Consider the following 24360-nt stretch of genomic DNA (forward strand, 5'->3'; position numbering starts at 1 on the left):
GGATAATTTGTAGCCGTGCCTTCCGATCCCTCGCCCACCACGGCGGTCGCCGAGCTGACCGGTGCGCGATTGTCATTCGGCGACCGCGTGCTGTGGGACCGGTTGGATCTGACGGTGCGCCGCGGCGAGTTCATCGCGGTGCTCGGCCCGAACGGCACCGGCAAGACGTCACTGCTCAAGGTCCTGCTGCGCCAACAGCCGCTGACCGCGGGCCGCATGACCACCACCGGCGCCATCGGCTATGTACCGCAACACCGCTCGCTGGACACCGGCCTGACGCTGCGCGGCCGTGATCTGGTCGGCCTCGGCTGCGACGGACACCGCTGGGGGTTCGCCGGTCCGCGGAAGCGGGCACAGCGTCGCGCCGTGGTGACCCGGGCCCTGAGCCAGGTCGACGGAGCCCGGCTGGCCGACGTTCCGGTGTCGGTGATGTCGGGCGGCGAACTGCAACGGGTCCGGATCGCGCAGGCCCTGGCCTCCGACCCCGCCCTGCTGCTGTGTGACGAGCCGCTGCTCAACCTCGACCCGGCCAACGCGAAACTCGTGTCGAACCTCATCGACCAGCGCCGCAAGGACGCCGGCACCGCCGTCCTGTTCGTCACCCACGAGGTCAATCCCGTGCTGCCCTACGTGGACCGGGTGCTGTACCTGGTGGACGGGCGCTTCCGGATCGGCACCGTCGACGAGGTCATGACGTCCGAGACGCTGTCCGCGCTGTACCGCGCCGACATCCAGGTCGCCCGGATCGGCGGCCAGTACGTCGTGGTCGGCCAGGACGGCGCATGCGTGGACAACTCCGAGCACGCGAGCGGGCACTTCCATGAGTGAGTTCTTCAACCCCACGCTGACCGCGGACCTGCTCAGCCGCGACTTCGTCCAGCAGGCCGTGCTGGCCGCAGCGCTGCTGGCACTGCTCGGCGGACTGATCGGGCCGTTCATCGTGATGCGGCAGATGTCGTTCGCGGTGCACGGCTCCAGCGAGCTCTCGCTGACCGGCGCCGCCTTCGCGCTGCTGACCGGGCTCAACGTCGGCCTCGGCGCCCTGGTCGGAAGTGCCCTGGCGGCAATAGTTTTCGGCATTCTCGGGCAGCGGTCGCGGGAACGTGACTCGGCCATCGGCGTGGTGCTGGCCTTCGGGCTGGGCCTGGCGGTGCTGTTCATCCACCTGTATCCGGGCCGCACCGGCACCAGTTTCGCGTTGCTCACCGGGCAGATCGTCGGCGTCGGATACTCGGGTCTGACGCTGCTTGCGGTGGTGACCGTGCTGGTGGTCGCGGTCCTCGCGGCCTGTTACCGCCCGCTGTTGTTCGCCACCGCCGACCCGGAAGTGGCTGCGGCCCGCGGGGTCCCGGTGCGGGCGCTGGGCATCGTGTTCGCCGCACTGGTCGGTGTCGCGGCCGCGCAGGGCGTGCAGATCGTCGGGGCGCTGCTGGTGATGTCGCTGTTGATCACGCCCGCCGCTGCGGCCGGCCGGGTTTTCAGCTCCCCCGTCACCACCATGGTGGCGTCGGTGGTCTTCGCCGAGATCGCCGCGGTCGGCGGCATCGTGCTGTCGCTGGCACCGGGGGTTCCGGTGTCGGTGTTCGTGACGTCGATCTCGTTCGGCATCTACCTGCTGTGCTGGGGCGCCGGGAAGCTCAGTCGCCGGTAGCGGGATGCTTCGCTCGCCCCACCGGGCGTCCGGGCTCGTTGCTCCACTGCGACCACGAACCGGGGAACAGCGCCACGTCGCGACCGGAGGCCGCCAGCGCGGCCACCGCCACTGCTGCGGTGACACCCGAGCCGCAATAGACGCCGACGATGTCCGAGCTGTCGGCGCCATCGGTGCGCAGCGTGCCGTCGGCCGCCAGCAGGCTCGGCAGATTCACCGCGCCGGGGATGTGCCCGGCCACCGGATCCATCGGTTCGACGTCGCCGCGGAACCGCTCCGGTGCGCGGACGTCACCCAGCCGCGGGCCCAGCGCGGCGGCCTCGTCTGCGGTCAGGGTCGGCATGGCGCCCGCGTAGAGGTCCTCATGGGTCACCGTGACGTCGCCCGGCTCGGGTTCGACGTCGCCGCGTTCCAGCGGCCCACCCGAGGCGGTCCACGCCGCCAGGCCGCCGTCCAGGATGCGCACGTTCTCGATACCCGCGGCCCGTAACACCCACCAGGCCCGGGACGAGCCCGCACGGTTCCAGTCGTCGTAGATGACGGTCGGCACGCCGTCTCTCATCCCCCAGCTGCGCGCCGCCTCCTGCAGCGCCGACCCCGACGGCAGCGGATGCCGGCCCCGCCCCGTCACGGTGTGATCCGACAGGTCGTCGTCCAGCGAGACGTACACCGCGTCGGGAATGTGCCCGGCCCGGTAGTCGTCGCGGCCGTCGGGCTTGGCCAGCTGCCAGCGCACATCGAGCAGCGTCACATCGCCGGCGGCGATCAGCTGGGCGAGACCGAAGGCGGTGATCAGAATGTCGTCACGAGTGGACATGGCGGCAAGCCTAGGCTGGCAGGCATGTCAGCGGTGGATCTCAATGCCGATCTCGGGGAGAGCTTCGGAATATGGCAGCTGGGTGACGACGACGCGATGCTCGATCTGGTCACGAGCGCCAACGTTGCCTGCGGCTTCCACGCCGGAGATCCCGCCGGGCTGCTGCGGGTGTGCCACGCGGCCGCCGAGCGCGGAGTGCGGATCGGCGCGCAGGTCGGCTACAGCGACCTGGCGGGCTTCGGCCGCCGCTACATCGACGTCGCCCCCGAGGACCTCACCGCCGACGTGATCTACCAGATCGGCGCACTACAGGCCCTTGCGCAGGTCGCCGGGTCGGCCGTCAGCTACGTCAAACCCCATGGCGCCCTGTACAACACGATCGCCACCGACCACGTCCAGGCGCGGGCCGTGGCCGCCGCGGTGCACGCCGTCGACCCGGCACTGCCGGTGCTGGGGCTGGCGGGTTCGGCATTCTTCACCGCCGCCGAGGAGCTCGGACTGCGCACTGTGCCCGAGGCTTTCGCCGACCGCTCGTACCGCCCCGACGGCCAGCTGGTCCCGCGCACGCAACGCAATGCGGTGCTGCAAGACGTTTCGACCATCGCCGACCGGGTGGCCTCCATGGTGACCGCCGGCCGCGTCGGCGCCGTCGACGGCTCGACCATCAAGGTCACCGTCAAATCGATCTGCGTACATGGTGATTCGCCTGGCGCCATCGACATCGCCCGCGCGGTCCGCGAACGCCTGGCCGCAGAGAACGTACAGATCGAGGCCTTCTGCTGATGCGACTGAAACCAGGCCGGCCCGACCTCGCCTCATATGCCCACCATTTCGACCAGCCGGCGGCAATCGCTGACTCACCGCTGACGGTCACCTGGGCCGGCGTCACCACCATGCTGGTCGCCGATGGTTCGTCGGCGCTGTTGACCGACGGCTTCTTCTCCCGGCCGAGCCTGCTGTCGGTCGGACTCGGCCGGTTGACGCCATCGGTGCCCCGGATCGACGGCTGCCTGCACCGGCTCGGCATCGACCGACTGGACGCGGTGCTGCCGGTGCACACCCATTTCGACCACGCGATGGACTCCGCGGCGGTCGCCGCGCGCACCGGGGCGAAACTCGTGGGTGGTACGTCGGCCGCCTACATCGGCCGCGGCGGCGGCCTCACCGACTCGCAGTTGACGGTTGCCGTGCCCGGTGAGTCGATGACGTTGGGCGCCTTCGACGTAACCCTGTTCACCGGCCACCACTGCCCACCGGACCGATTCCCCGGAACCATCACCGCGCCGGTGGTGCCGCCGGTGCGGGCATCGGCGTACAAGTGCGGCGAGGCCTGGTCGACGCTGATCACGCACCGCACCAGCGGCCGCAGCCTCCTCGCCGTCGGCAGCGCCGGGTTCGTGCCCGGTGCCCTGGCCGGGCAGCGCGCCGAGGTGGTGTACCTCGGGATCGGGCAGCTCGGGCTGCAGCCCGAGAAGTACCTCGTCGACTACTGGAAGGAGACGGTCCGCACGGTGAATGCGCGGCGCGTCATCTTGACCCACTGGGACGACTTCTTCCGGCCGCTGCATGAACCGCTGCGCGCGCTGCCCTACGTCGGCGACGACCTGGATGTCTCGATGCGGATACTGGGCCGACTGGCCGCCGAAGACGGCGTGCCGCTGCACCTTCCGACGCTCTGGCAACGCGCCGACCCCTGGCTGTGAACACCGCACTGCACGAGATCGGCAGACTGCTGCCGGTCGTCGGATTCCTGGCCGCGGTCCTGGTGCTCGCCAAACTGTGCGACGACGAGGGGCTCTTCCACGCCGCCGGCATCTACATGGCCCGGCACAGTTGGGGCGCAGGACAATCCGCGGCCCGACGGCTGCTGACCACCGTGTTCCTCATCGCAGCCGGGACCACCGCGGTCCTGAGCCTCGATGCCACCGTCGTACTGCTGACGCCCGTCGTCCTGTCGACCGCACGCACGCTGGGGGTACCGGCGCGACCACACGGCTACGCCGCGGCCCACCTGGCCAACACCGCGTCGCTGCTGCTGCCGGTGTCGAATCTGACCAATCTGCTGGCCTTTTCGACGGCGGGCCTGAGTTTCACCAGGTTCACCGCGGCGATGACGCTGCCGTGGCTCTTGGCCGTCGCGGCCGAATATGTGCTGCTGCGCCTGCTCTTCCGGCGAGAACTGCGCATCGGCGCCGCGGACCGGGTGGCCCCTCCCCCGCCGGAGGTGCCCTACTTCGTGTTGACCGTGCTGATCCTGACGCTCATCGGCTTCGGTGCGACATCGCTGCTCGGATTCGCTCCGGCGTGGGCGGCCTTCGCCGGTGCCGCCGTGCTCGCGGTTCGGGCGGTCGTGCGCGGCCGCGAGACAGTGATGGGCATCGTGCGGGCGGCCAACGTACCGTTCCTCCTCGCCGTCTTGGCGCTGGGCGTACTGGTGAGCGCGGTACTGGACCTCGGCCTGGGCCGCGCGGTGTCGCAGCTGCTGCCGCACGGCACCACACTGCCCGCGCTGCTCGGCATCGCTGCCGTCGCGGCGGTGCTGTCGAATGTGATCAACAACCTGCCCGCGGTGCTGGTGCTGCTGCCGCTCGTCGCGGCCGGCGGCCCGATCGCTGTGCTGGCGGTACTCATCGGGGTGAACATCGGCCCCAATCTGACCTATCCTGGATCGCTGTCGAACCTGTTGTGGCGCAGGGTGGTCCGCGAGCAGGTGCCCGCACCGGCGCGAGAGTTCACCGCCGTCGGTCTGGCCACGGTGCCTGTCACCCTGGTTCTGGCCGTGACCGGACTATGGTGGGGCTGCTCGCTGCTGGGGCTGCGATGAGCACCCTGAGGAAGAATTGGAAGTCGTAGCCGACAGCCGGAACGAGCAGATCATCGCCGAATACGAGAAGAAGACCGAACGGGTCATCCCGCTGGTCGAGCTGCAGCGGCGCTGAATCAGCGCGGTTACCTGGGCGCGAACAACAATCGGACAGCGCACGTCGATTCGGGTTCCGGCGGTGTTGCCGGAACACGAACGGCCACATCGTCGGCAAGATGACTGTCGTGGACGTGAGCCGTAGAACGCTGATCGTGGGAGGCACGTCGGCTCTCGTCGGCGCGGGTGTCGGAGCCGCCGCCGGCGGGTACGTCACGACCAAGCGCACCGGTCCGATGCTGTGGCAGAGCGCTGACCGCAACGGCGCACCACCGGTCACCGGATTGCACACCCAGTTCGGCGCCGACGCAGCCACCGAGGTCGTGGTGTCCTGGCACACCGCGGTCGCAGTCAACAACCCTCGCATCATGGTGGGTACTCCCGACGCCGGGGTCGGCACCGCCGTCGCAGCCGAGACCGTCACCTACCGAGATGCAGCGTCACGCAGCGAGATTCGTGTCCACCATGCGCGATTGACCGGACTCGCACCCGATACCGACTACGTCTACGCCGCCGTACACGACGGCACCGGTCCAGAGCTGGGTTCAGTGCGTACCGCGCCGCGGGGCCGGGCACCAATCCGTTTCACCAGCTTCGGCGATCAGTCGACCCCCATGCTGGACGCCAAGGTGGCGGCATCCTTCGGCAGCGACCACGTGGGGTCTCCGTCTGCCGGTGACATCACGACCGCAGTGGAGCGCTTGGCCCCGCTGTTTCACCTGGTCAACGGCGACCTCTGCTACGCCAACCTCGCTCATGACCGGGTTCGCACCTGGTCGGAATGGTTCGCGAACAACAGCCGCTCCGCGCGGCATCGACCGTGGATGCCGGCGCCGGGAAATCACGAGAACGAGCTGGGCAACGGCCCGATCGGCTACGGCGCCTACCAGGCCTACTTCGGGCTGCCGGCTTCCGGTTCCGATCCCGAACTCCGCGGCCTGTGGTACGCCTTCACCGCCGGCTCGGTCCGCGTAGTCATCCTCGCCAACGACGACGTCTGCTACCAGGACGGCGGCAACTCATACGTGCGCGGCTATTCGGGTGGATCCCAAAAACGTTGGCTCGAACAAGAACTCGAACAAACCCGCAGAGACAAGGGCATCGACTGGGTGGTGGTGTGCATGCACCAGACGGCGGTTTCTACAGGTAACAAGACCAACGGCGCCGACCTGGGCATCCGGGAGAACTGGCTGCCCCTGTTCGACCGGTTCAACGTCGACCTCGTGGTCTGCGGGCACGAGCACCACTACGAACGTAGCCATGCGATTCGCGGCACCTTGCCGACCGACACCCTGACACCGAACCCAGTTGCGGCACAACCCGATTTGATCGATACCACCAAAGGCACGGTGCATCTGGTCATCGGCGGGGGCGGCACGTCGATTCCGTCGAACACGATGCTGTTCCCCGAGCCGCGCTGCCGGGTGCTCATGTCCGCGGGAGAAGTGAATCCCAGCACCGGAAGGAAGACGCCGAACTACATCGAGGAAGCGGCACCCTGGTCCGTCTTCCGTGATTGGGACAACCCCTGCGGCTTCGTGGCTTTCGATGTCGACCCGGGCCAGCCTGGTGGCAATACGTCAATGGACGCCACGTATTACGCGGTGAGTGGTCCGTTCGGCGAGGTAACAGCGGTCGACAAGTTCAGACTGACGCGGCCCCGCACCGACCGCTAATCCCTTCGCTGCCGCGCGATCTCGGCCAGCACCACACCGGCGGCCACCGACGCGTTGAGCGACTCGGTGGGGCCCGCCATCGGGATCGAGACGATGTGGTCGCAGTTCTCCCGCACCAGGCGCGAAAGTCCCTTGCCCTCCGAACCCACCACGACAACCATCGGTCCAGACGCGTCCAGCTCGTCCAGGGTGGTGTCGCCGCCGGCGTCCAGCCCGACGATCGTCAGGCCCGCATCGGCCCAATCCTTCAGCGTCCGATTGAGATTCGTCGCCCGCGATACCGGCAGCCGGGCCGCCGCACCGGCACTGGTCCGCCAGGCCACCGCGCTGACCGACGCCGAACGCCGCTGCGGGATCACCACGCCGTGGCCGCCGAACGCCGCCACCGAGCGCACGATGGCGCCCAGGTTGCGCGGGTCCGAGATGTTGTCGAGCGCGACCAACAGCGCAGGAGTGGAGTCGCTGGTCGCGGCCTTCAGCAGATCGTCCGGGTACATGTACTGGTAGGGCGGCACCTGCAGTGCGATGCCCTGATGCATGCCGTTGCTGGTGATGCGGTCCAGGTCGTGGCGCTGCACCTCCATGATCGCGATGCCGGCATCGGCAGCGCGCGTGACAGATTCAGTCAGCCGCTCGTCGGACTCGGTGCCCAGCACCACGTAGAGCGCGGTGGCGGGGACGCCCGCCCGCAGGCATTCCACGACAGGGTTGCGGCCGACCACGACCTCGACGTCGTCGGTCTTCTTGTGGCGGCCCTGATTCGATCGGGCATTCTTCTGCGCGATCTTGTACGCCTTGTGGTTCGGACGCTGGTCGGCACGCGGAGTCGCGCCCTTACCTTCGAGGCCGCGCCGACGCTGCCCGCCGGAGCCGACGGTCGGGCCCTTCTTGGTGCCCTCTTTACGAATCGCGCCGCGGCGCTGGGAGTTTCCAGCCATATGAATCAGGCCCCATCAGTCAGGGCCCACTGCGGGCCGTCAGCGGTATCGGTGACCTCGATGCCGGCCAGTTTCAGCTGGTCCCGGATCGCGTCGGCGGCGGCCCAGTCGCGGTTCTCGCGGGCCTCGGTACGGCTCTTGAGCGCCCACTGCACCAGCGCGTCAACGGCATTCAGGGCTGCCGATGTCTCGTCGCGAGTTTCCCAGCGCTCGTCGAGCGGATCGCAGCCCAGGATGCCCATCATGGCCCGGATCGACGTCGCCGCAGCCATCGCGCCGGCGTGGTCGCCGGCGTCCAGCGCCCGGTTGCCGTCGGCCCGGGTGGCGTGCACCTCGGCCAGTGCCGCGGGCACCGCCAGGTCGTCGTCCAGTGCGGCCGCGAACTTCTCGGTCCAGGTACCGACCTCGACGGCACCCACGCGAGTGCGGACCCGGTGCAGGAATTCCTCGATGCCGGTGTAGGCCTTGGCCGCGTCCTGCAGCGAGTTCTCGGAGAACTCCAGCATGGACCGGTAGTGCGCGCTGCCCAGGTAGTAGCGCAGCTCGGCAGCTCGAACCCGTTGCAACACAGCCGGAATTGCCAGCACATTGCCCAGCGACTTGCTCATCTTCTCGCCACCCATGGTGACCCAGCCGTTGTGCAGCCAGAAGCGCGCGAACTCGTCACCGCACGCGTTGGCCTGCGCCGTCTCGTTCTCGTGGTGCGGGAAGATCAGGTCCATACCGCCGGCGTGGATGTCGAATTCGCCGCCCAGGTACTCCTGGCACATGGCCACGCACTCCGTGTGCCAGCCCGGGCGCCCCCGGCCCCACGGCGTCGGCCACGACGGCTCACCGGGCTTGGCGCCCTTCCACAGCGTGAAGTCCCGCGGATCGCGCTTGCCGGTCGCGACACCCTCACCCTGGTGCACGTCGTCGATGCGATGGCCCGAGAGCTTGCCGTAGTCGGGCTGGCTCAGCACGTCGAAGTAGACGTCACCGTCTGCGGCGTAGGCGTGGCCGCGCTCGATGAGCTTCTCGATGACCTCGACCATCTGGGTGATGTGTCCGGTCGCCCGCGGCTCGGCCGACGGCGGTAGCACGCCCAGGGCGTCGTACGCGGCCGTGAAGGCCCGCTCGAACGTGGCGGCCCACTCCCACCATGGCCGGCCGGCCTCGGCGGCCTTGCCCAGAATCTTGTCATCGATGTCGGTGACGTTCCGGATGAATGCGACGTCATAGCCCTTGGCCGTCAGCCAGCGCCGCAACACGTCGAACGCGACGCCGCTGCGCACATGGCCGATGTGGGGCAGGCCCTGCACAGTTGCGCCACACAGGTAGATGGATGCGTGTCCGGGCCGCACCGGGGTGAAGTCCCGCACGGCACCGGTCATGGTGTCGTAGAGCCGCAGGCCCTCGAGACGGTGTTCGGTCACGACGGGCCAGCTTACCGGCCTAATCGAGCGAGACCACCAGCGCCGTCGCAATCGCGGCCAGACCCTCGCCCCGTCCGGTGAGCCCTAGGCCGTCCGTGGTCGTCGCCGAAACAGAGACAGGAGCGTCCAGAAGCGCCGACAGCACGCGCTGGGCCTCTTCCCTGCGGGGAGCGATTTTCGGGCGATTGCCGATCACCTGGACCGCCGCATTACCCACCCGGAAACCGGCAGCGGTAAGCAGCGTGGAGACATGTTTGAGCATGTCGGTGCCCGTCACGCCGCGCCATTCAGGACGATCGGTCCCGAAGACGCTGCCCAGGTCACCGAGGCCGGCCGCACTCAGCAAGGCATCACAGAGTGCGTGCGCGGCCACGTCGCCGTCGGAATGCCCGGCACAGCCGTTAGCTTCCTCGAACGACAAGCACAGCAGCCAACACGGCCGCCCTGCCTCGATGGGATGTACATCGGTACCGAGACCGATACGGAAGTTCACTGCTGGAGTTGGGGTGGCGTTCAGGACGCCGCGGCGAGAACCTCGTCCAGGATGGTGGAGGCTTTCGCGTCATCGGTGTTCTCGGCCAGGGCCAGTTCACCGACGAGGATCTGACGAGCCTTGGCCAGCATGCGCTTCTCGCCGGCGGACAGGCCACGCTCCTGGTCGCGACGCCACAGGTCACGAACGACCTCGGCGACCTTGTTCACGTCACCGGAGGCCAGCTTTTCCAGGTTCGCCTTGTAACGACGAGACCAGTTGGTCGGCTCCTCGGTGTGCGGGGCGCGCAGCACCTGGAAAACCTTGTCGAGGCCTTCCTGACCCACCACGTCGCGAACACCGACGTATTCAGCGTTTTCTGCGGGTACTCGAACGGTCAGATCGCCCTGCGCAACCTTCAGGACGAGATATTCTTTCTGCTCGCCTTTAATGGTCCGGGTTTCAATCGCCTCGATCAATGCTGCACCGTGGTGTGGGTAAACGACGGTGTCTCCGACCTTGAAAATCATCAGATTCGGGCCCCTTTCACATAGCAATGTTAGCACGGGCGTCAGACACCCGCGGATCAACAATGCAGGTCAGGGGCCATGCAGATGCGCGAAAGGGGTTGACAGCGTGGCGTTTACGTGCAGTGGCGAGGGCCACAATACGGCCGAATTGCGCCCGATTCACGTCCCATTCACCGGTCGTTCCCAGCCGGAAATACGCTCGAACCAGGCCGATGACGGGCCTCCGCTACCGCCGTCCATCGCCACCTACTACTCTGCATAGTCGAACGCCGGACCAGTCCGGGGAGCACAGCAGGACATACCCGAGGCCGTCACGCGCATCGCCGCTGGCGCCCAAGCAGGAGGCTTGAGTGAACCGCATGAAATCGCGCACTTCTGCCGTCACGCTGGCCGCCTTCGGGCTGGCCACCGCGGTGACGCTCACCGGCTGCAGCAGCGGCCAGGTCTCACAGAGCGCGAACCAGCTGCCTGCGGTCAACGGCACCGCCACCACCATCGGCAACGAGAAGGCCGGCGTGGACCTGCGCAACGTGTACCTGCGCGCACCCCAGACGCGCGACTTCGTCAAGCCCGGCACCATGGTCGAGCTGCTGTTCGTCGCGACCAACAAGTCGCTCGAGAACCCCGACAAGCTCGTCGGCATCAGCTCTGACGCCGGTGAGGTGATGATCAACGGCGGCACCACGGTGCCCGCGGGCGGTGTGCTGCTGGTCGGCACCCCGGACGGCCAGAAGCAGACCCTGCCGCGGTCCGAGGACGCCACGACCTCCATCGCGATGGTGGCGCTGACCAAGCCCATCAGCAACGGCCTGAACTACAACTTCACGTTCAAGTTCCAGAATGCCGGAGAGAAGACCATCGCCGTCCCGATCTCCGCCGGCGACGCCCCGCGTCGCGAGGCCGGTGACGCTGCGGCGGCACCTGCCGCCGGCGAGGGACATCACTGAGTCGCTCCGCTGCGCCTGCCCGATTCTGTCGGTGCCGACGACTAAGTTCGCGGCATGGCCAGAACCGGTTCGAAAGTACGTTCGCAGTTTCGGTGCTCGGAATGCCAGCACACAACGGCTAAATGGGTGGGCCGCTGCCCCGACTGCGGCACCTGGGGCACGGTCACCGAAGTCGCGGTTCTGAACTCGCTGACGCCCGCAACACACCGGGCCGTCGCACCCGCCTCCCCTGCCGTGCCGATCAGCTCGATCGATCCGGGCACCACCAGGCACTTCCACACCGGGATCAGCGAATTGGACCGCGTGCTGGGCGGCGGCGTCGTGCCGGGGTCGGTGACGCTGCTGGCCGGCGATCCCGGCGTCGGCAAGTCGACGCTGCTACTCGAGGTCGCACACCGCTGGGCCATGTCCGGCCGCCGGGCGCTCTATCTGTCCGGCGAGGAATCGGCCGGGCAGATCCGGCTGCGGGCCGAACGCACCGGCTGCACGCACGACGACGTCTACCTGGCTGCCGAGTCAGACCTGCAGACCGCGCTCGGCCACATCGAGGCGGTCCAGCCCACGTTGGTCGTGGTGGATTCGGTGCAGACCATGTCCACCGCCGAGGCCGAGGGCGTCACCGGCGGCGTGACGCAGGTCCGCGCCGTCACCACCGCGCTCACCATGGCGGCCAAAACCACGGGCATCGCCATGGTCCTCGTCGGCCACGTCACCAAGGACGGCGCCATCGCCGGGCCGCGCTCGCTGGAGCACCTGGTCGACGTGGTGCTGCACTTCGAAGGTGACCGCGCTTCGGCGTTGCGCATGGTCCGCGGCGTCAAGAACCGCTTCGGCGCGGCCGACGAGGTCGGCTGTTTCATGTTGCACGACAACGGAATCGAATGTGTCGCCGACCCGTCGGGGCTCTTCCTCGACCAGCGGCCGGCCCCGGTGTCCGGCACCGCGGTGACGGTCAGCCTGGACGGCAAGCGGCCACTGATCGGCGAGGTGCAAGCCCTGATCGGCTCACCCTCGGCCGGATCGCCGCGCCGCGCGGTCAGCGGCATCGACTCGGCCCGTGCCGCCATGATCACCGCGGTGCTGGAGAAGCGGGCACGGCTGCCGGTCGGCAGCAACGACATCTACCTGTCCACGGTGGGTGGCATGCGGTTGACCGACCCCTCATCGGATCTGGCGGTCGCATTGGCCATCGCGTCGGCGTACACCGATCTGCCGCTGCCGGCCACCGCGATCGCGATCGGCGAGGTGGGCCTGGCCGGCGATCTGCGCCGGGTCACCGGCATGGACCGCCGGCTTGCCGAGGCCGCCCGACTCGGCTTCACGACAGCGGTGGTGCCCACCGGAATCGAGTCGCCGCCGCGAGGTCTTCGGGTACTCCCGGCGGACAACATCACCGCGGCGTTGCGGGTGTTGCGCAAGATCACAGAGAATGTGGACCGGACCGGGTAGAGCCCGGCCGGAAACCACCGAGGAGTACACCGATGTCGGTGAAAGCAGCGAATCGCGCCGGGCGGGGCAACGTCGTGCACCTGGCCCGACCGACATTGCGCGAGACGTTGGGCAAGCTGGCGCCCGGCACCCCCCTGCGGGACGGGCTGGAGCGCATCCTGCGCGGCCGTACCGGTGGGCTGATCGTGCTGGGCTACGACGACAGTGTCGAGTCCATCTGTGACGGCGGCTTCCCGCTGGACGTCCGCTTCGCGCCGACCCGGCTGCGGGAGCTGTCGAAGATGGACGGCGCCGTGGTGCTCTCGAGCGACCTCACCCGAATCCTGCGGGCCAACGTCCAGCTGGTGCCCGATCCCTCCATCCCCACCGACGAATCCGGTACCCGGCACCGGTCCGCCGAGCGCGCGGCCATCCAGACCGGTTTCCCGGTGGTGTCGGTCAGCCATTCGATGAGCATCGTGACGGTGTACGTGGCCGGTGAGCGGCACGTCGTCCCGGAATCGGCCACCATCCTGTCCCGCGCCAACCAGACCATCGCCACGCTGGAGCGGTACAAGTTCCGCCTCGACGAGGTCAGCAAGCAGCTGTCGATGGCCGAGATCGAGGACTTCGTGACGCTGCGGGACGTCATGACCGTCGTGCAGCGCATGGAGATGGTCCGCCGGATCAGCCTCGAGATCGACGCCGACGTCGTCGAGCTCGGTACCGACGGGCGTCAGCTCAAGCTGCAGCTCGACGAACTCGTCGGCGACAACGATGCCGCTCGCGAACTGATCGTCCGCGACTACCACGCCAACCCCGACCCGCCGACCGCCGACCAGGTGACCGCCACGCTCGAGGAGCTCGACGCACTTAGCGACAATGAACTGCTCGACTTCACCACGCTCGCAAGGGTTTTCGGCTATCCGTCGACTGCCGAGGCGCAGGATTCGGCGATGAGTTCACGGGGCTACCGGGCCATGGCCGGCATCCCTCGCCTGCAGTTCGCGCACGTCGATCTGTTGGTGCGCTCGTTCGGATCGTTGCAGGGCCTGCTGGCCGCCAGCTCCGACGACCTACAGTCGGTGGAAGGCATCGGGTCCATGTGGGCCCGCCACATCCGCGAGGGTTTGTCGTTGCTCGCCGAGTCGACTATCGCCGACCGCTTGGCCTGAGTTCAGTTGGCGGGGCCGGGCAGCGTCGGCTCGCCGGGCGCAGGTGCGGCCGGAGCGGGAGCAGGAGCCGGCGCCGGGGCTTCACCGGCCGGCGGCTCACCCGGCCCGGGCTGGTGCGCCTCCGACAGGACGAACGGCACCGGAGCCGACCGCAGGTTGCCGAGCTGGACGACCAGGTTGTACGTGCCCGGGCCTATCGCCTGCCGCGGCAACGGGCAGTTGGGCGCCGAGCCCATGCCGGTCCACGTCACCTCGGTGGTCACCTGCTCGCCCGGCTTGAAGGCACGGACGAGGGTCTCGTTCGACGGCGCGCAGTCCAGGTTGGACCACAGCCGGTTGTTGTCCAGCGAGTAGACGTAGGCGGCCAGCACCGCGGCACCGACATCCCGCTTGCACTCGACCAGGCCGATATTGGTGACCACCATGGTGAACTTCGGCTGGTCGCCGATCACGTACGTGGGCTGGTTGGTGATGCCCTTGGCCGCGAGCGTGCTGTCCGGGCAGTCGTCACCGGCCTTGAGCACGGGCGGCGGGGTGACCGCCGTGGTCGGGGTGGGTGTCGGGGCCGGCGGCGCGTTCCCGGGCGGCGGCACGATCGGACTCTTGACCCCGGGCGTCTCACCCGGCAGCGGGGTCGCGGACGTCGACGTCTTCGCGGAGGGCTGAGACTGTTTGGAATCGCCCGTGCTGTTGCTGAAGACAACGACCCCGATGATCACGACCAGGAGCAGGACGACCGCGCCGACACCGATGGCCAGCATCCGCCGTCGCCAATAGATCTGGGATGGCAGCGGGCCATGCGGCTCTAGATCGGGCACATTGTCACGGTAAGGGCACGAAACCTGGTGCGCCCTGACCCGGTGCGGCGTGTCGTCTGTGAACTGGACCTCTGGCTACTCGCCACGTCGGCGGGCCGACTACTCGCCACGTCGGCGGGCCGACTACTCGCCGATGTCGCCGATGTGGTCGCGCTTGGTCACGCGGCCCTCGGCCAGGTGATAGGTGGCGCCGACGATCGCGACCTTCGCCGACGCCAGGCGCTCGGCGATGATGTTGGACCGTTCGCTCAGCAGGCGCACCGTCTCATTGACGTGCTTGGCCTCGAGCTCGTCAACCTCAGTGAGTCCCTCTCGGCGGCCGACCAGGATCGACGGCGTCACCCGCTCGACGATGTCCCGCACAAATCCGCCCGGCACCGAGCCGTCGTCCAATGCGGTGATGGTGGCCTGCACCGCACCACAGCTGTCGTGGCCCAGCACGACGATCAGCGGCACCTCGAGGATCGCCACTGCGTACTCGATGGACCCGATCACCGAGGAATCGAGGACGTGGCCGGCGGTACGCACCACGAACATGTCGCCGAGCCCTTGATCGAAGATGATCTCGGCGGCGACGCGGCTGTCGGCGCAACCGAAGAGCACGGCCGTCGGCTTCTGCCCGCCGGCCAGCTCGGTCCGGCGCTCGATGCTCTGGCTGGGGTGCAGCGACTCGCCGGCAACGAAGCGATCGTTACCCTCTCTGAGTGCTTTCCAGGCGCTTATCGGGTTCGAGTTGGGCATGTCGCCCATTGTGCCCTGCTCGCATAGTGGATGCGCAATGAGTTCAGGGCGAATTCTCATACCCGCCGACGAGCTCCTGGATTGGTATCGCACGGCGCAGCGCGACCTGCCGTGGCGCGCCCCGGATGTGACCGCATGGCAAATCCTGGTCAGCGAGTTCATGTTGCAGCAGACCCCGGTTTCGCGGGTCGAACCGATCTGGCGGGAGTGGATCGCCCGCTGGCCCACCCCGTCCGCGACCGCCGCGGCCGGCGCCGCGGACGTGCTGCGCGCCTGGGGCAAATTGGGCTATCCGCGCCGCGCCAAGCGATTACACGAATGCGCCGAAGTCATCGCCACCCAGCACGACGACGAAGTGCCCCGGGACATCGAGACCCTGCTGACACTGCCGGGCATCGGTGCGTACACCGCACGGGCCGTCGCATGTTTCGCCTACCAGCAGGACGTTCCGGTGGTCGATACCAACGTGCGCCGGGTGGTCGCGCGCACGGTGCGTGGCGTGGCCGACACCCCGGCGCGCACCCGTGACCTGGACGACGTCGCCGCACTGCTGCCGAAAGATGGCACCGCACATGTGTTTTCGGCGGCACTGATGGAACTCGGCGCGATCGTCTGCACTGCCCGTGCACCGAAATGCGGCATATGCCCGCTGACCACGTGCGCCTGGCGGAGCGCCGGGCACCCCGAGATCGCCACACCAACGCGGCCGGTGCAGAAATACGCCGGCACCGACCGCCAGGTGCGGGGCCGGCTGCTGGATGTGTTGCGCGGCAGCGCAACACCGGTGACCCGCGCCCAGTTGGACGTGGCGTGGCTCACCGACACCGCACAGCGTGACCGGGCTTTGGACTCGCTGCTGGTCGACGGCCTGGTCGAGCAGACCGCCGATGACCGGTACGCGCTGGCCGGCGAAGGTGAGCGCGCGGACTGACCGCCGGGCGAGGCCGGGCTCCGTTTACGTGAGAACGGCATGGAAACAGGCCCGTTCCAATGAGAACGGCATGAGTCGCTACCACATGCCGAAATCCTCGGATAGAACTGAAGCATGACCGCATACCGAATTTCAGGTGAACAGAAGGCAAACAACCGTCGTCGCGGCCTCGTCATTGCCGGAGCCGCCGCAGCCGCAATGGCCGCCGCGGCCCTCGCCCCGGCCACCGCGTCTGCGCTGCCGACCGGCGGCGGCTCGGCCGTCGACACCATCCACGAGCTGCAGTCCCGCGGCTATCACGTCCAGGTCAACACCAGCACCTCCGGGCCGCTGTCCGCGTGCTCGGTGACCGACGTGCACGGGTTGTCCGGCAGCAACTTCGACGGCAGGGGCCAGCGGATCGACTCCGGCCAGTTCGACACCGTGTACGTCAACGTGCAGTGCCGCCCGCAGGGCTAGCCACCCTGTTGTGATGCCAGCCCGAGCGGGCAGGAGAACCGCCGTCGGTAATCCGACGGATTGACGCCGACAACGCGCCGGAAGTGGTGCCGCAGCAGGGTCGCGGTACCGAATCCGGCCTTGTCGGCCACCCGGTCGACGTCGAGGTCCGTCTCCTCCAGCAACCTGCGGGCGTAGAGCACACGCTGGTCGGTGACCCACTGCATCGGGGTTCGTCCGGTCTCCTCGACGAAACGCCGCGCGAAGGTCCGGCCCGACATGCTGGCGCGCTTGGCCAGGCTGTCCACCGTGTGCGGCTGACGCAGGTTGGTGAGAATCCAATCCAGATGGGGCGCAAAACCTTCCGAGCACCGCACCGGGATCGGCTGCTCGATGAACTGACGCTGACCGCCGTCGCGCTGCGGCGGCACCACCATGCGACGGGCGATCTTGTTGGTGATCTCGCTACCCAATTCGCGACGCACCAAATGCAGGCAGGCGTCGATACCCGCGGCGGTGCCCGCACTGGTGATCAGATTTCCATCGTCGACGAAGAGCACATCGCGATCGACGCGAGCGGTGGGAAACATGCGGGCCAGCTTGTCCGCATGCATCCAGTGCGTGGTGCACGCGCGGCCGTCGAGCAGGCCCGCCGCGCCGGCGACGAAGACTCCCGAGCAGATGGTCAGGATCATCGAGCCGGAGTCCGCGGCATCGCGAATGGCATCGAGCGCCGCCTGCGGATAGTCGGGACCCGCCACCGCCGGTATGGCCACCAGGTCGGCCCCCAGGAGCTGGTCGATTCCGTGGTCGGGGATCAGTGACGCGCCGACTGCCGTCCGTACCGGCCGTCCGGCCTCCGGTCCACACACCTTGAAGTCGAAGTTCGGTACGCCGTCGGCCGATCTGTCGATACCGAACACCTCACACACCACGCCGAACTCGAACGGCGCCACCCCGTCCATCACCAGGACCGAGACACTCTTGATCATGGCAGCATTTTATCGATTACCGTCCGAACTGCCACTGTTTATTCGGTTGCCGCCGATCTGACAATTATCGGTATGAACACCGTCCTGACCTTGCTCGCGATGGTCGCGATCATGGTCGCCCCATTCGCACTCGGCGCCGCACTGAGCGCCATCACCCGAAATCCCGGTGCGCGTAATGGTTTCGGCAATTTCGCTTGGACCGACGTCGGCGACAGCCGAGAGTGGACAGGAGTCGGCGACAGCCGGGACCTGGCCCGCGCCGAGCACGACCTCGCCGCGGTGCGCTCCCGATTCGAATAGTCAGACGGACGCGAGAAAATCCGCGACCGCGCGGCGGTAGACGTCGGGAGCGTCGTCGTGCACGAGGTGACCGGCTCCAGGCACTTCCACATACGTTGTCTGGTAGCCGATCTCGGCCATCTTGCGCATCTGCCCCGGCGGCGCGACCGAGTTGCCGGCTTCGATGAGAAGCGTCGGCACCCGCACCGCGGCCCACTGCTGCCAGTAGTCGCGAGTGCCCCATTCGGCGGCGATCGCCACCCAGCGACTGGCCTCGCCATGCAGTCGCCAGCCGGTCTCGGTGCGGTCGAACGCTTCCAGAAAATAGCGGCCGGCTATCGGGCCGAACATGTCGAGAACGTGCTGTTCCGAATCAAACTCGACCGGCAGGGCGTGCGCCCATGGTTCCCAGGCACCGATGGTGAAGCCGACGAAATCCGCAGCCATGTCCTCGACCACCAAAGCGGTGACCAGTTCCGGATGGGCCGCGGCCAGACACCAGCTGTGCAACCCGCCCATCGAGTGCCCGATCATCCGCGCCGGGCGCCCCAGTGAGCCGACCGCGTCGGCCAGGTCGGCGACGAACCGTTCGGTGCTGGTCGGCTCCGCATCGTGGACGCCACGGCCACGATGCCACGGCGCGTCGTAGGTGTAGACCTCGCCCAGATCGGTCAGCCACGGCAACTGCCGGTCCCACGTCGTCCCGCGGCCCATCAGTCCGTGCACCAGCACAATCGGCTCGCCGGTGCCGCCTCGGGCGGTGAGCAGGTCCGTCGTCATAGACCTATATTGCCTGCGAGGGCGGGCCCTCCCGCACTGTGCCCATTGCGCGCCTCCGGCACGGCTGGGCAGCGCGGTAACCTGAACCACATGTCTGTGGTGAAGATCAACGCGATCGAAGTTCCGCCCAACGCCGGCCCGGAATTGGAGAAGCGGTTCGCGAACCGCGCCCACGCTGTGGACGGCCAGCCCGGCTTCCTCGGGTTCCAGCTGCTGCGCCCGGTCAAGGGCGAGAACCGCTACTTCGTGGTGACGCAGTGGGAGTCCGACGAGGCGTTCCAGGCCTGGGCCACCGGCCCGGCCGTCGAGGCTCATGCCGGGCAGCGGGCCAACCCCGTCGCCACCGGAGCATCCCTGCTCGAATTCGAGGTTGTGTTGGACGTTGCTGGTTCGGGCCAGCAGGCGTAAGACCCGTACTGCGCTGGCCACGGCCGGCGCAGTCATCGTCGTCTTGGGTGGCTGCAGCACGCCCGCCGCCGCCCCGCCGCTATCGAGCGCTGCCTATGGTGCGCTGATCGACATGAGCACCCCGCAGGGCATGCGGTCCCGGCAGACGATGGACATGCTCAACTCGGACTGGTCCATCGAGCCGGCCGGGGTGAAGACCCTTGCCGCGCCCGACCAGGTGGACGACATCACCTACCGGATGAAGTGGATCTGGTGGGACCGGCCGTTCAAGCTCACCGGCATCGACATCGGCGCCGGGCAGTCGACCTTGCACGTCAGCAACTCCTATGGCGTGAACCAGGACATCCAGCTGCACGTCGACGGCAAGGGCACCGTCGACCGTATGGAGGTCTCGCTGCGTCCGCCGCCGGTCAAGTCATGGGCCGACGTCGATGCGCAGATCGCCAAGTCCGGAGCCCACTACTCGTATCAGGTGGCCAAGGTCGTCGACGGCAAGTGCGTCAAGGTCGCCGGCACCAACGTCGACGAGCCGATGCCGCTGGCGTCGATCATGAAAATCTATGTGCTGCTTGCGGTTGCGCGAGCGGTGTCAGCCGGCACCCTCAGTTGGGACGACAAGGTCACTGTCACCGCAGAGGGCAAGAAGCTCGGTTCGGCCGGCATGGACAACCTGGCGCCGGGTACGCAGGTGACGGTCCGCGAGACCGCGCAGCAGATGATCTCGGTCAGCGACAACATGGCCACCGACATGCTGATCAACAAAGTGGGACCGGCCGCGGTCGATCAGGCTCTGGTCGTCGCCGGGCACCACGATCCGGCGAGCCTGACGCCCTACCCGACCATGCACGAGCTGTTCTCCATCGGCTGGGGTAAGCCCGATGTCCGCGACGAGTGGAAGAACGGCACCAAGGCCCAGCGCACCGCACTGCTGCAGCAGGTGAGTTCCCGCCCCTACGAGCCGGATCCGTACCGGACGCGCACGCCTGCATCCAGCATCGGGGCGGAGTGGTACGGCAGCGCCGCAGACATCTGCCGCGAGCACGTCGCGGTGCAGGCTGCCGCTGTCGGGCCCGCAGCACCGGTACGCGACATCATGTCGAAGGTCTCCGGCATCGACCTGGACCGCACCAAGTGGCCGTACCTCGGTTCCAAAGGCGGCAATCTGCCCGGTGACCTTGGATTCAGCTGGTACGCCGTCGACCACACGGGCCAGCCGTGGGTGGTGAACTTTCAGCTGACCTGGCCGACGTTCAAGGGGCAAACCGCGGCGCAGTGGCTGCTGAGCATCGTCAAGCAGGCGTTCGACCTGATTCCGGTGCGGTGAGCACACAGTCGCCGCAGCATGCCGCCCGGTCGCCCGCCAACTTGTAGATCAGGCAGCAGCTGTTACGCCGGAAAGCCGGCCCCGACCGCAGTGCGCCGCCGTCGACCCTGGGGTCTGCGAGCACCGCGTCGGCCGCGTGTCGAGCCATCTCGGCCAAGTCCTGCCGGACCCGGCCGACCTGCTGGGCTGCGCTGTTGGCCGCTGATCCCACGTTGCCCCACAGCACTTTCTGGCTGACGCCGAATGGTCCGAACGCCTCGGTGATGGCGTCGACGGCGGGCGGCCCCGGGTTATCCGCTGCCGTCACCGCCAGCGGGTACGGCCCGCCCAGTTCGTCCTGCCAGGCCAGGTCGGCCAGCGACCACGAAACCGGCTCACCGAGAGCGGCAGCGCCGATCATCGGCGCGATCAACCGCGCCACCAGCCCGAGATGCGCGACCGACGCGGCGACACGAGTCTCCGGTTCCCCGTTGCCCATCAGTGCATGCCGCACCTTCTGCACGCGAGCGGCGAGCGTGTCCGGATGGTCAGCCAGCTCTGACATCGGCCGCCACGGCTCTGCCGGCGAATCCTGCTGCCGCACAATGGCAAAGAAAGGGCCGAAGGCGGCCAGGTGGTCATTCACCCGCCGGGTTGCCGAACCAGCCGGCGGGCAGCTTCGGCGACGGCGGCCCGACGCACCGCGGCGGTTTCCGGGGACATCGGCTGATCGACGATGCGGTCGATACCGAAACCGCCCGCGGCGAGCGCGTAGGTCATGTCGTTGAGCAGGACCAGCAGATCCATCGGTCGCCACGACGCGTCGATGATGCCGCTGTGCTGGGCTTCGGCGATCCGGTCGAGCTTGGACTGGAAGATGCGGCGCAGCACGTGGTCACCGAACATCCCGTCGGCAGCCTCCAGCTCGATCCAGCGCTGCAAACGGGCCCCGACGGGATCGGCCACCATGTAGTCGAAGAGCGCCACGGCGTACGCCGGGACGTCGTCAGGCTTGAAGATCGCGTCGTACGGAGCGTCCTGAATCCACTGCTCGACCACGGCCTCGAACAGGTTCTGCTTGCTCTGGAAGTAGCTGTACAGCCGTTCCTTGCTGGCGTTGGCTTCGGCAGCAATGCGATTCAGCCGGGCACCGGCAAATCCGAGGGCGGAGAATTCCGCCTTGGCGGCCGCCATGATGCGCTCACGTGTTGCATGCCCGGCCGCCCTCATAGCGCCTAACAGGGTAACAGCCAGCTACCTCACTGGTCGCGTTCGAGAAGAAAGTAGAACAGCTTGTCGTCGGTGCGCTGCCGCTTGCCGTTCATGATGCCCATCAGGGTGTCGTCGTCGACCCGCTTGAAATGGTCGAACACCGGCTGTCCGTCGTAGACCATGGTGCCGGTCACCTCGCCACGAAACTCGATGTCCCACAACGACGCGCCCCCACGGCTCAGGTCGCGGTTCGAAAACAGTTGCCCCGCTTCGTCATAGCAGACGATGGGCTCGACCTCGTTCATCGAGTCGAAGAACTTGCCGTACCACCGCGCCGCCTGGAGTTGGCCATTCATCTTGTGCCCAGTGTCGAACTCATCGCCTTTCCAGTGCCCCACGATCTCTGCCGATCTGACGGTGTCCAGCGAGGCCCAGATTTCGTCCAGTTCGGCCGGATCGACATGGGCCTGGCCCCGCAGTTCAGTGAAACGAGCACGGGCGGTATCGGCGTCCACAACAGCCTCCCAAGTCAGTTGGTTCGGAAACCGACTGTAGACCCGAACCAACCGGTTCGGCAACAATCAAATACTACGGCTACGTCAATAAAGTAGTCCGGACCGGCCCACGACGGCTAGCTCAATCCCCAAGCGGTCGGGTGATTGCCCAGATCTGGGCCCCGAGAGGACTACCCCGTCGGGCCCGGGCCGCCGGGGCCGCCTTGACCACCCGGTCCGCCGCCGTAGCCCAACTGCTGCGCCGTGTAGCGAGCCGCGTCGGTGACCGGAACCGCTTGCACCGCAGTGCCATACGCGCAGATCTCGGTCCAGACATCGCCGATCTCGGTGGTGTCGAACCGCATCGCGACGATGGCGTTGCCGCCGCGCGCCTGACATTCCTGGATGAGCCGGCCCATGGCCTCGTTGCGGCTCTCGGCCAGGTTCTTGGTCATGCCCTGCAACTCCCCGCCGAACATCGCCTTGAAGCCGGCGCCCATCTGCGCGAAGGCGTTGCGAGAGCGCACAGTCAGGCCGAACACCTCACCGCAGACGCGCTGAATCTCCCACCCGGGCAGGTCATTCGTCGTGACAACCAGCATGCTGCAACCTTTCGCTGTCGGTACGGGTCGAACTGTAGTGCGCAACGACCGCGATCGTCAGAAGGCGGCTGCCACATCGGTCGCCGGCACCGTCTTGCTGGTGCCCCCGAGGTAACGCTCGACGAGCCCACCGAACACCAGCCCGATGGCCGCCCAGATCAACGCCTGGTCGATCAGCGAGTACCACCGGAATTTCCACAGCAGGTCGGCGTCGAAGCCCGGATAGATGAGCTGGCCGGGGGCGTAGGCCTTGCCGTCGACCGTCACCGGAGTGGGGAAGGTGTTGGTGATCGGCTGCGGCGTCTCGGTTGCCGCGCGCGCGAAGCCGAACTCGCCGGCGTGCTCGACGTTGGCCGACAGGTCTCCCAGCGACGGCAGCGCCGCCAACAGCCCGCCGTACACCACGAAGAACCCGACCACCGCGATCGCGACCGCACGCGCCCAGCCGACCTTGCCGGAAAGCTTGCGCGCCGTGAACACCGCGAGCCCCAGCAGGGTCAACGATCCCCACACCATGCCTAGGTACAGGAAGCCGCGGGCCTCCATCGTGAACTCGTGACCGACGGCCGGTGGGTTCGACGGATACTTCACGAACGGCAGCAGATAGACGCCGAGAAAGCCGAAACCTGCGACGGTCCAGCCCAGCACCTTCGGCCGGACACCGAACCGGCCATGCAGCACCAGATAGGCGACGGCCACCAGGGCGCCCATCGCGACCGAGAACGCGATGATTCCGGTGGCCGCGCCGACGCCGGACTGAATGGCTCGGCTGAACAGCTCGGGCCCGTCCGGCTCGACGGGATGTCCCATGGCCGTGTGGACGGTCGACAGCACATTCATGCGGCCGGACTCGTAGTCGATGGCCTTGTCGATGGTGGGCTCAGCAAAAATCCAGGCAAACAGGAACCCCAAGATGCCGGCGATCAGGCCGGCGAGGGCTCCGCGCCCGATGACGCGGATTTCCACAAAGAGTCCCGTGGATCAGTGGCAGGGGAAGCCGAGGAAGTGCCGCGAGTCGTGGACCCACTCGTGAACCACGACGGTCTTGCCGAACATCGACATCATGCCCTCGTCGATGCCGACGAGGTAGTACGCCAGCATCGCCAGAAAGATGGTCACACCGAGCAGCACTGCCACCCGAGTGGCCGAGAGCGCCTTGGTCGATACACCCGGCTTGGAAACCGCAATACTCGTCATCGTCAAACCTCCTACGGGGTCACGCGCCCCAACTTGTTCGGTTCTGCACGACGGCGAAAGATCTGACTCGCCGCGGAGGGCTCACAGTGGCGCAACCGTGCCGGATTCTCACCGGCTTCCATGCGCCGTCGTACGCACAGGAATCTACACTGCGGCGGTTCCACGTGGAACCGGAAATACAATCCGGCGATTCCCG

General features: G+C 67.6%; 29 protein-coding genes and 1 riboswitch. Of the genes, 14 read left to right on the plus strand and 15 right to left on the minus strand.

The window, feature by feature from the left end; genetic code table 11:
* Positions 1 to 15 precede the first annotated feature (15 nt).
* Both AC3WTE_RS12560 and AC3WTE_RS12565 read left to right on the plus strand, forming a co-directional pair.
* A complete protein-coding gene (locus AC3WTE_RS12560) occupies positions 16 to 828 on the plus strand; it encodes a metal ABC transporter ATP-binding protein (protein ID WP_492437862.1) in 813 nt (270 codons plus the stop codon).
* A complete protein-coding gene (locus tag AC3WTE_RS12565; RefSeq protein WP_459367124.1) occupies positions 821 to 1651 on the plus strand; it encodes a metal ABC transporter permease in 831 nt (276 codons plus the stop codon). The genes AC3WTE_RS12560 and AC3WTE_RS12565 overlap by 8 nt, the downstream gene beginning before the upstream one ends.
* Here AC3WTE_RS12565 and AC3WTE_RS12570 read toward each other — a convergent pair.
* Positions 1638 to 2468, minus strand: coding sequence for a sulfurtransferase (locus AC3WTE_RS12570; RefSeq protein ID WP_492437863.1), 831 nt, complete (start codon positions 2466 to 2468; stop codon positions 1638 to 1640). The two genes, AC3WTE_RS12565 and AC3WTE_RS12570, sit on opposite strands and share 14 nt — an antisense overlap.
* 24 nt (positions 2469 to 2492) lie before the next feature.
* Here AC3WTE_RS12570 and AC3WTE_RS12575 point away from each other — a divergent pair, with 24 nt between their 5' ends.
* The 4 genes from AC3WTE_RS12575 to AC3WTE_RS12590 all read left to right on the plus strand — a co-directional run bounded on the left by AC3WTE_RS12575 (position 2493) and on the right by AC3WTE_RS12590 (position 7064).
* Positions 2493 to 3251, plus strand: coding sequence for a LamB/YcsF family protein (locus tag AC3WTE_RS12575; RefSeq protein WP_492437864.1), 759 nt, complete (start codon positions 2493 to 2495; stop codon positions 3249 to 3251).
* Positions 3251 to 4171: an MBL fold metallo-hydrolase gene (locus AC3WTE_RS12580; protein ID WP_492437865.1), complete on the plus strand. Its 921-nt coding sequence runs from the start codon at positions 3251 to 3253 to the stop codon at positions 4169 to 4171. The genes AC3WTE_RS12575 and AC3WTE_RS12580 overlap by 1 nt, the downstream gene beginning before the upstream one ends.
* Positions 4144 to 5292 (plus strand): SLC13 family permease, encoded by a 1149-nt coding sequence (locus AC3WTE_RS12585; protein WP_492438256.1) that lies wholly within the window; start codon positions 4144 to 4146, stop codon positions 5290 to 5292. Before AC3WTE_RS12580 ends, AC3WTE_RS12585 begins: the two co-directional genes overlap by 28 nt.
* A 215-nt stretch (positions 5293 to 5507) precedes the next feature.
* Entirely contained in the window at positions 5508 to 7064 is a 1557-nt protein-coding gene (locus tag AC3WTE_RS12590) for a purple acid phosphatase family protein (RefSeq protein WP_492437867.1), read from the plus strand.
* Here AC3WTE_RS12590 and rlmB read toward each other — a convergent pair.
* The 4 genes from rlmB to carD are packed head-to-tail and all read right to left on the minus strand — an operon-like array spanning position 7061 to position 10419.
* Positions 7061 to 8002 carry a 23S rRNA (guanosine(2251)-2'-O)-methyltransferase RlmB gene (gene rlmB / locus AC3WTE_RS12595; protein WP_492437869.1) on the minus strand — a complete coding sequence of 314 codons (942 nt, stop codon included), beginning with the start codon at positions 8000 to 8002 and terminating at the stop codon, positions 7061 to 7063. The two genes, AC3WTE_RS12590 and rlmB, sit on opposite strands and share 4 nt — an antisense overlap.
* Before the next feature lie 5 nt (positions 8003 to 8007).
* A complete protein-coding gene (gene cysS / locus AC3WTE_RS12600) occupies positions 8008 to 9417 on the minus strand; it encodes a cysteine--tRNA ligase (protein ID WP_492437871.1) in 1410 nt (469 codons plus the stop codon).
* Positions 9418 to 9436: 19 nt separating this feature from the next.
* Positions 9437 to 9910 (minus strand): 2-C-methyl-D-erythritol 2,4-cyclodiphosphate synthase, encoded by a 474-nt coding sequence (gene ispF, locus AC3WTE_RS12605; RefSeq protein WP_492437873.1) that lies wholly within the window; start codon positions 9908 to 9910, stop codon positions 9437 to 9439.
* Positions 9911 to 9930: 20 nt separating this feature from the next.
* Positions 9931 to 10419, minus strand: a complete 489-nt coding sequence (carD, locus tag AC3WTE_RS12610; protein ID WP_043400059.1) for an RNA polymerase-binding transcription factor CarD — start codon at positions 10417 to 10419, stop codon at positions 9931 to 9933.
* Between the two features lie 359 nt (positions 10420 to 10778).
* Between carD and AC3WTE_RS12615 the strand changes: the two genes are divergently transcribed.
* From AC3WTE_RS12615 to disA, 3 genes are all read left to right on the plus strand, one after another.
* Entirely contained in the window at positions 10779 to 11366 is a 588-nt protein-coding gene (locus AC3WTE_RS12615) for a copper chaperone PCu(A)C domain-containing protein (protein ID WP_492437875.1), read from the plus strand.
* A gap of 54 nt (positions 11367 to 11420) precedes the next feature.
* On the plus strand, positions 11421 to 12815 hold the full coding sequence (gene radA, locus AC3WTE_RS12620) for a DNA repair protein RadA (RefSeq protein ID WP_459367132.1): 1395 nt from the start codon (positions 11421 to 11423) through the stop codon (positions 12813 to 12815).
* A 74-nt stretch (positions 12816 to 12889) separates the two neighbouring features.
* Positions 12890 to 13969, plus strand: a complete 1080-nt coding sequence (gene disA / locus AC3WTE_RS12625; protein ID WP_492438258.1) for a DNA integrity scanning diadenylate cyclase DisA — start codon at positions 12890 to 12892, stop codon at positions 13967 to 13969.
* 2 nt (positions 13970 to 13971) lie between these two features.
* Here the strand turns inward: disA and AC3WTE_RS12630 are convergent, their stop codons facing one another.
* Both AC3WTE_RS12630 and AC3WTE_RS12635 read right to left on the minus strand, forming a co-directional pair.
* Entirely contained in the window at positions 13972 to 14730 is a 759-nt protein-coding gene (locus tag AC3WTE_RS12630; RefSeq protein ID WP_492438260.1) for a hypothetical protein, read from the minus strand.
* 180 nt (positions 14731 to 14910) lie between these two features.
* Positions 14911 to 15528, minus strand: coding sequence for a carbonic anhydrase (locus AC3WTE_RS12635; protein ID WP_492437877.1), 618 nt, complete (start codon positions 15526 to 15528; stop codon positions 14911 to 14913).
* Between the two features lie 37 nt (positions 15529 to 15565).
* Between AC3WTE_RS12635 and AC3WTE_RS12640 the strand changes: the two genes are divergently transcribed.
* A complete protein-coding gene (locus tag AC3WTE_RS12640) occupies positions 15566 to 16459 on the plus strand; it encodes an HhH-GPD family protein (protein WP_492437878.1) in 894 nt (297 codons plus the stop codon).
* A gap of 114 nt (positions 16460 to 16573) precedes the next feature.
* Positions 16574 to 16918, plus strand: coding sequence for a hypothetical protein (locus tag AC3WTE_RS12645; protein ID WP_492437880.1), 345 nt, complete (start codon positions 16574 to 16576; stop codon positions 16916 to 16918).
* Here AC3WTE_RS12645 and AC3WTE_RS12650 read toward each other — a convergent pair.
* Entirely contained in the window at positions 16915 to 17889 is a 975-nt protein-coding gene (locus AC3WTE_RS12650) for a helix-turn-helix domain-containing protein (RefSeq protein WP_492437881.1), read from the minus strand. The two genes, AC3WTE_RS12645 and AC3WTE_RS12650, sit on opposite strands and share 4 nt — an antisense overlap.
* A gap of 72 nt (positions 17890 to 17961) precedes the next feature.
* Between AC3WTE_RS12650 and AC3WTE_RS12655 the strand changes: the two genes are divergently transcribed.
* Entirely contained in the window at positions 17962 to 18189 is a 228-nt protein-coding gene (locus AC3WTE_RS12655) for a hypothetical protein (RefSeq protein ID WP_492437882.1), read from the plus strand.
* Here the strand turns inward: AC3WTE_RS12655 and AC3WTE_RS12660 are convergent, their stop codons facing one another.
* Complete coding sequence (locus AC3WTE_RS12660; RefSeq protein WP_492437883.1) at positions 18190 to 18948, minus strand: alpha/beta fold hydrolase; 759 nt, start codon at positions 18946 to 18948, stop codon at positions 18190 to 18192.
* 90 nt (positions 18949 to 19038) lie between these two features.
* Here AC3WTE_RS12660 and mhuD point away from each other — a divergent pair, with 90 nt between their 5' ends.
* A complete protein-coding gene (gene mhuD, locus AC3WTE_RS12665) occupies positions 19039 to 19356 on the plus strand; it encodes a mycobilin-forming heme oxygenase MhuD (RefSeq protein WP_459367141.1) in 318 nt (105 codons plus the stop codon).
* Positions 19331 to 20680 carry a serine hydrolase gene (locus tag AC3WTE_RS12670; RefSeq protein ID WP_492437885.1) on the plus strand — a complete coding sequence of 450 codons (1350 nt, stop codon included), beginning with the start codon at positions 19331 to 19333 and terminating at the stop codon, positions 20678 to 20680. The genes mhuD and AC3WTE_RS12670 overlap by 26 nt, the downstream gene beginning before the upstream one ends.
* Here the strand turns inward: AC3WTE_RS12670 and AC3WTE_RS12675 are convergent.
* The 6 genes from AC3WTE_RS12675 to AC3WTE_RS12700 form a co-directional block, all read right to left on the minus strand.
* Positions 20646 to 21224, minus strand: a complete 579-nt coding sequence (locus AC3WTE_RS12675; protein WP_492437886.1) for a (2Fe-2S)-binding protein — start codon at positions 21222 to 21224, stop codon at positions 20646 to 20648. The genes AC3WTE_RS12670 and AC3WTE_RS12675 overlap by 35 nt on opposite strands.
* Before the next feature lie 77 nt (positions 21225 to 21301).
* Positions 21302 to 21853 (minus strand): TetR/AcrR family transcriptional regulator, encoded by a 552-nt coding sequence (locus AC3WTE_RS12680; RefSeq protein WP_492438262.1) that lies wholly within the window; start codon positions 21851 to 21853, stop codon positions 21302 to 21304.
* Positions 21854 to 21918: 65 nt separating this feature from the next.
* A complete protein-coding gene (locus AC3WTE_RS12685; RefSeq protein ID WP_492437888.1) occupies positions 21919 to 22386 on the minus strand; it encodes a DUF4334 domain-containing protein in 468 nt (155 codons plus the stop codon).
* 170 nt (positions 22387 to 22556) lie between these two features.
* Positions 22557 to 22967 (minus strand): YbjQ family protein, encoded by a 411-nt coding sequence (locus tag AC3WTE_RS12690; protein WP_492437890.1) that lies wholly within the window; start codon positions 22965 to 22967, stop codon positions 22557 to 22559.
* A gap of 57 nt (positions 22968 to 23024) precedes the next feature.
* Positions 23025 to 23933 (minus strand): CbtA family protein, encoded by a 909-nt coding sequence (locus AC3WTE_RS12695; protein WP_492437892.1) that lies wholly within the window; start codon positions 23931 to 23933, stop codon positions 23025 to 23027.
* 15 nt (positions 23934 to 23948) lie between these two features.
* Complete coding sequence (locus tag AC3WTE_RS12700) at positions 23949 to 24164, minus strand: CbtB domain-containing protein (protein WP_020100912.1); 216 nt, start codon at positions 24162 to 24164, stop codon at positions 23949 to 23951.
* Between the two features lie 45 nt (positions 24165 to 24209).
* A riboswitch (adenosylcobalamin (AdoCbl) riboswitch) is annotated at positions 24210 to 24298 on the minus strand.
* Positions 24299 to 24360 lie beyond the last annotated feature (62 nt).

Source organism: Mycobacterium sp. FW102-FHT13B02, assembly GCF_058790275.1.